The following is a 6,220-nucleotide window of genomic DNA, read 5'->3' on the forward strand; positions in this document are numbered from 1 at the left end:
TGCCGTATTGCACAATTATCCTGTTATGACACACCCCTAGCCGCAGGCCATAACAACAATGAGTTTCAAAGGTGTGTCGTAACGGGAAGAATTAAAAATCAGCCAAAGGTGGACTCAGACGGAAAACTGTCAACGTACTATCCTAATAGCTTTGAAGATCTAGAATGAATTATCACATGAGAATTTCTCCCACGACGAACAATTGAATGAGTCAAATACCCAATATCTTCAAGTTGTTGTAGTGCTTGTTTGATAAGTCTATTTTGTTCTTTGATAGGAGACAGCAATGACAATCGTTCCCTAAATCGCTCAAACGATATTGGTGCAGGACTCGGAGGAAGGCTTTCAATGTAGGTGTATAGAGCTTGTGCAACCTCTTTACGAATAAGTGCATTTATTGGTTTATGACGTAACAATACAGTATAATCAGCCTGATATAGTTCCCATAGTCGCTGATCAGCTTCCAATTCGACACAATCGTTCTCGAAATCAAAACTGCCCGTTTTTAACAATCCTGTAGATACAACGCGTTTTACCCCATCTTTACCAGATTTCGAAAATGTGATCGTTTTCCCACGTATGCGTGGTAGGGATTCCTGCATGTTTTTCCGTAATTTTTTATCAAATCGTTTTGACTCAAAACGACACATATTTGCGAATTCATGAAATGGCAATTTAATTATATTTGATTGCAAGCCATATTTGCTAAATGCTTGTATGACCCCTATCCAGATCTTGAAATCAACCGCCATATTAAGGCGTTCACCAGTAATTTTTACGTTGTTATATCCCTCACGTCGTGCAAATTCCAAATTTTTTAGCTCAAAGGTTGCGTCAATTGTCGTTTGCATACCTTTTGCCGGACGGCTAGACGGCACGAAAACATTCAATCTCATTAAAGCAACTGGCTGTACTGTAGCACTATTAGTCACTGTGAGTTTATTGTTGGAATCTTCAATATCAGAGTTAAGAACGTCATTAAAAAAAATATTTTTATTCATATAGTTACACTAATTTAGATATCTTTTTTTATCCATTGTGAATAACTACTACAAATTCCCGTTTCGACACACCCTAGCTCCCATTATGACACACCCAATCCCCGTTTTGACACACTTTTTTCCCGTTTCGACACACTTTTTTCCCGTTTCGACACACCCAAATGCTCCGAAAGCCTTGTCCCATCTAGCCTACAGAGAGAGGGGATCAGTAGGGGTTAATATTAGGATCAAATAGGATCAATTAGGGATCTAATCACTGTATATGTGGATAACTATAGCTAAGATTAGAAAATAAACGCCCATCTCTAAAAATAGAATGAGCGGATAACAGATAATTATCATTAATTGCCAAAAACCAGTGTCACTTACACTTCGCTTTCTGAAAGTCTACCAACCATCAGAGAAAGCGGTTTGCCGTTTACCAGCTCATTTAGCGGCCAACGATAACCAGACACTCTGGATCGTGAAAATGATCGGATATTGACTTCATCAGACTGATTGCCCCCTAAAACCATCAAATCGCCATTCTCAGCCACACCAACGACAAAACCAACGTGACCCCCACCTGTACGTGTAAAAACGGCTACACAGCCATAATAGGGCTCTTTTAACGGCATTCCCCACTCAAGATAAGACATGGCTGATTCAAATCTGCTTGAACGGATGCCCACACGCTCAAACATGGCACCAACATATGCAGCACACCACGGCGTTTCATCATCACGGATACCGCCACGCTTGATATCTTTCCACCACTGCAAGATACTGGGATGATGTTGTTCACCTTTAATCTCATGTACACCAAGATACTTATACCCTTCTGCAATCCATTTAGGTTCGTATTCTTTCCCTATATTTTCCTTCGTCATATCTTCCACCACAGTTAACAATGTTATAAAATTCAGAACGCAAGTTATCTTTGGGTGGCTTTTCTCATCATTTTTAAATGAAAGGGCATTTAATGCCCTTTTTTTCATGTCGGCCAATTGCTGTCTCTGGCGAACTTGGCACGATCAACATCATCAAGACGAACACGCACCAGTACGGGACGTTCCATTTCTGCAATCAGGGCCCTGCTTAACCCATATGTATTGGCATTCTCTATCAGGTAATCTTTGTAATCGTCCGCGTTTCCACTGGCATAAGCCTTGACGATCCCCATGCTGCGGCCATTCCCGGATTCAACGATATTATCGTTACCAATAATTGGCGCACCATCACTTGATAAGTCTGAGTCGGCAAGTTGCTCTGGCTGTAAACTTTTTGCAATGGCGTTCACCTGTAATTTACTGGATAAACGTGTGCGATCCCGGGGTTGCAGTTCCTGTGGGTAGGCTTCGTTGATCCGCCCGTCCAGATGATTCGAGAGGATAAGGTCTGAGGTTTCCACGACATCAAATGCAGTTTTGACCTTATCTCCTTTTACGGTGTTCACATATGACACGCGGCCATGTTCTGAATGACTGACGGCATGTGTAACCGATGCTTCATGTTGCTGAACTGTGGCCGTCATTGGTGTAATAGACATTGATTCCTCAAATAATCCGGGGCTGGTGGCTGTCTCTCATGTTGTTTTAGGCAGCTAACTGCTCGCCTGTTTTTTCCCACCAGCTATTCGCGCCGTCGCAAACTTGGGGCATCGTGATAAATGTCGTCACGTAGGGCTCAAGGCTTTCCAGAATAGTGATAAATTCAGCGGTATTTTGTGTTACGAATTTTCCGGCCAGATAGTCGGCCACGATCTGGGGAATGTCCGTTTTTGCTGGTTCTGGATCGGTTGTCGTCTCGTCGGTTTGTTCCGTAGATACTGGCGACAGGCCATAACCCAACTTCTCCATGATGGCGGTGATCTCATCTTGGATATCAAGCTGGGTTAACGGATCAGCGGCGGCCAGTTTGCCTAACAAGTCCGATAACTGATCCTGAAGGTCTAAAATCTCAAGCGGGGACAATTTCATAATTATTGTCCCCCTGCCATAGCGGATTTGGCGACTGTCGCCAGAAGGCCTGACAGATGATTAACAGCATCAGTGACAAGCCCGGAATTCTCTTCGTAGACAGTGGCGGCATTGAGCGCTGAAATGGCCGCGCGGGTTTTAGTCCTAATTTCAGCCAGTTCTTGAATATTGTTACTCTCAAGACTCAGCACTGATTTCAGAAATGTGATGGCTTCTGAAGCGGCCTTATCTACTTCGCTAAGCTCATCCTCGGTGTTGCCGGTATCATTGACAGAGGTTCCGGTAGTGCCTGTATCCGCTGGTGTTGGTTTATTTTCCTGTTGGTTTTTCAACTGCGCCAACAAACGGCGTAACTGATCGTTTATCACAACCTGTTTTTTTAATCGATTCTGTAGCCTAGAAAATTCATCTTTTTTTGTATCCATTCCCTGTTGTAGCTGATCACCCTTTTCAATCAACTCCACTTTTTGTTTCTCCAGCGCATCAGCTCGCTCAAGTTCTGCATCAATGTCTGATTTTATCTTTGCTGCATTTGTGGCCTGTCGTTGAAACTTACTTGAGTTGCGTTCGATCAGGTTTGACAGAGACTGGCACACTTGGGGCAGTGAAATATCGCGCCCGTTAATTGGGGCGACGACATGAGAAACATCACGTTTGTTCAGCAAAAACCGAAACGCTGTGAGTACATCATCATTCTGAATTCGCCCGTTTCCGCTGGTTGGGCTGTGGAAAATGACAGAAACGCTTTGCCCGTCTGACAGGGGGATCTTGGCAACCATAACCGGAATATTACCGACTCTCCGAACACGGCCAATTTCCGCACCACCAATAGACGGCATTCCGTTATCCGTATTTCCTGTATCGTTCGTACCGGCTAAAATCCCTGTTCCTGATAAACCTTGATTCAACTTGCGGATAAAGGCTCTCATGGTTTGTGATAAGCGCATTCGGGTTGTCGTAATGCTCTCGAACATCGCGGCGTCACTCGATACGCATTCATGACCTAAGTAGCCGTGCTCTATTTCATCCAGCGAAACGCTTTCCAGCATTAAATCAGCTCCCATGCCGTTGAAAAGCTCATTGAACTGGCTATCTGTTGGCGTACTGAGCATAAAGTCAATTTTATCGATTACACGAATCGCATTTTTTACAGAGTAGTCAGCGGTCACAATGTTTCCTCCAAACAGGCTATCTCTTCTTTCAGTTTTCGGGTTGTTGCCTGCTCTGAATTAAGAGCGGTACGTACATTTTCTAATTCAAACTGCACTTTTGAGAGAGTGTCTTGACGTTGAGAAAATGTGCTATTTAACTTTGCGATGTCGGCTTCAAAAACACTGGCCTTTTCTTTCGCCTCCTGCAATCGTTGTGCATTGGATTTCACGGCCGGAGCTTTGCTTTTTTTGGCTTCGTCTCTGTTCGCACTTGCTAGTTTTTTGGCTAACGAACTGGCGAATGCCGGTGCAGCGACTTTGAATGCAGCGGCTATCTGTCGTGTCAGATCGGGAATGTTGCTGGGGGATGTGAAAGGAATAATTTTCCCATTTAACTTCAAGGCTGAAATGTCACCCGTATTATTGACCTGGATTGTCATTTCTTGACCATCTTCGGTGTGAAGTGAAAACACCTTAGTCGGAATGCCGTCTTTCTTTCTGGCGGTTTCTGCGGGCACCAGTTTGACGATTTTACAATCGGCACTGGCAAGAGCGGTAGTCAGCTTTTTTAGACCTTTCTCATTAAGTTGATCGTAGTTGAGAACGGTATATTGTTTCCCGTTCTGGGACATTAGCGCCATTACTTATCCCCTAATTGAATTGAGCAAGATTTCTGTCGATGACTTTGCACGGGAAAAAGCCGGTATAACGGATTCCAGCGGCAGTTACCATGTGTTACGCGAACGTGTAGTTCCCAAGCGCCAGATGTAAGGTATTTCTTATCAACCAGCAGGTATTCTTCGTTCACGCCTTTTTTGGAGATGTCTAAAGTACGTGCTTTGCCATTTATTACGGTTGTGGGGTTATTGGTGTCTCGAAGCCAATACTCGATCAGTGCCCCTTTTAAAGGGTGAACTTTGTTCTTAAACATCACGGGGAACGCAACTGCACGACCACGATCAATTGAGTCACCAATATTGAGGATAATGACTTGTTTGCGTTGAAAGAAAATTCGGTCAATTACTGCGACAGCCAGTGAAACCGTTGCGATCACAGACGGTGATAACATTATTTTTTACTCCCAAACTTGTAATCAAATAGTTGAACTAATTTATTCTTTATGCCAGTAAGCAGCTCTTGTCCGTTATTGCTGGCACCGATGACGGCGATGAACATTAGCGGTTCATCCCATTGTTGATGCTGCGCGAGAAAATAAGCGACGAGTCCCGCACTTACTGACATGATGAGTTCAGTCAGCAAATCCATAACATCACCAGAAATCCGTTTTTCACGAATTCCTTGCAGATATACGCCAATGCCACTGAACACAGAAAAGGCAATAGCAAGTGCTAGCACTTCTGTTTCTGGTTGCACTTAGCACTCTCCCTTATTGGAAACATTGTTTCGGCAGAATAACAAAACTTTTCTTTAGGATTTAAATTGAAAACTGCTATTTTTTAGCAGGTTGCGGTTATTCGTTGGTAATTAAATTAAACTTTAAGGTGCGATATTTTTTATTAAAAAATAAATCGCTTAATTTTGTGTTTTTTATTTTCTCTTTCATTTCTATTTAATTAATAATAAGGTGTTATTTACATATTATTAATTGATTTGTTTAAAACAAAAGGATAACCTGGCTTGGTTTCTTTCTGTTAACTTTTGCTTGGTTTGCTGTTAACTGAAGAATGTGCGGCCACGTTAAACTATCCTTGGTAGCGTTAAGCGAGTCCTGTTTCAAAAGGGACAACAGCACGAAAGCCAACCTTATCCGTTGGCTTTTTTGCTTTTATCTACCCAACCTTTTCCCATTATCCAATCCGTGCATTTGCCATGCAAAATAGGTTGTATTTTGTTCTTGTTGCCGTTTATTCATATAATGTGACATTGAGATTATTTATTAATCATTAATGCAGGATAAAAAAACAATCTGACTTTTCCTGTTTTTTCGAAATATGGCTGTGAATTAGCATAAAAGATAAAGGCGAACAGGTCAGTATAAAACCTTGGTTTAACGGAAGCCCGCAACCGGGCGCTGAACGCCGTTCCCCAAGGACGCAAGGTCAACGGCAAGCCGCTGGCCGGGGATGTCCATCTGAACGCTGCGGATGTC

8 protein-coding genes and 1 pseudogene are annotated in these 6,220 nt (G+C 43.0%); all 9 read right to left on the reverse strand.

Annotated elements, in window-relative coordinates; all coding sequences use genetic code 11:
• Window positions 1-137: 137 nt before the first annotated feature.
• Window positions 138-1,001, reverse strand: coding sequence for a RepB family plasmid replication initiator protein (locus AAC854_RS20755; RefSeq protein WP_273549135.1), 864 nt, complete (start codon window positions 999-1,001; stop codon window positions 138-140).
• Between the two features lie 365 nt (window positions 1,002-1,366).
• Window positions 1,367-1,870, reverse strand: a complete 504-nt coding sequence (locus tag AAC854_RS20760) for a TIGR02594 family protein (protein ID WP_340618767.1) — start codon at window positions 1,868-1,870, stop codon at window positions 1,367-1,369.
• Between the two features lie 107 nt (window positions 1,871-1,977).
• Window positions 1,978-2,514 (reverse strand): annotated as a pseudogene (locus AAC854_RS20765) (hypothetical protein); the annotation flags it as partial.
• A 61-nt stretch (window positions 2,515-2,575) separates the two neighbouring features.
• Entirely contained in the window at window positions 2,576-2,959 is a 384-nt protein-coding gene (locus tag AAC854_RS20770) for a ddrA (RefSeq protein WP_273549131.1), read from the reverse strand.
• Between the two features lie 2 nt (window positions 2,960-2,961).
• Entirely contained in the window at window positions 2,962-4,128 is a 1,167-nt protein-coding gene (gene darA / locus AAC854_RS20775) for an antirestriction phage head protein DarA (protein WP_340618763.1), read from the reverse strand.
• Window positions 4,125-4,751 (reverse strand): defense against restriction DarA-related protein, encoded by a 627-nt coding sequence (locus AAC854_RS20780; protein WP_340618764.1) that lies wholly within the window; start codon window positions 4,749-4,751, stop codon window positions 4,125-4,127. The genes darA and AAC854_RS20780 overlap by 4 nt, the downstream gene beginning before the upstream one ends.
• Window positions 4,751-5,179 (reverse strand): lysis protein, encoded by a 429-nt coding sequence (locus tag AAC854_RS20785; protein ID WP_340618765.1) that lies wholly within the window; start codon window positions 5,177-5,179, stop codon window positions 4,751-4,753. Before AAC854_RS20785 ends, AAC854_RS20780 begins: the two co-directional genes overlap by 1 nt.
• Window positions 5,179-5,484: a hypothetical protein gene (locus AAC854_RS20790; protein ID WP_047961799.1), complete on the reverse strand. Its 306-nt coding sequence runs from the start codon at window positions 5,482-5,484 to the stop codon at window positions 5,179-5,181. The genes AAC854_RS20785 and AAC854_RS20790 overlap by 1 nt, the downstream gene beginning before the upstream one ends.
• Before the next feature lie 516 nt (window positions 5,485-6,000).
• The coding region (locus AAC854_RS20795; protein ID WP_340618766.1) for a hypothetical protein at window positions 6,001-6,220 on the reverse strand (220 nt) is incomplete at its 5' end.

Origin of the sequence: Xenorhabdus entomophaga (assembly GCF_037996725.1) — a bacterium.
In the GTDB taxonomy this organism is placed as follows: domain Bacteria; phylum Pseudomonadota; class Gammaproteobacteria; order Enterobacterales; family Enterobacteriaceae; genus Xenorhabdus; species Xenorhabdus khoisanae.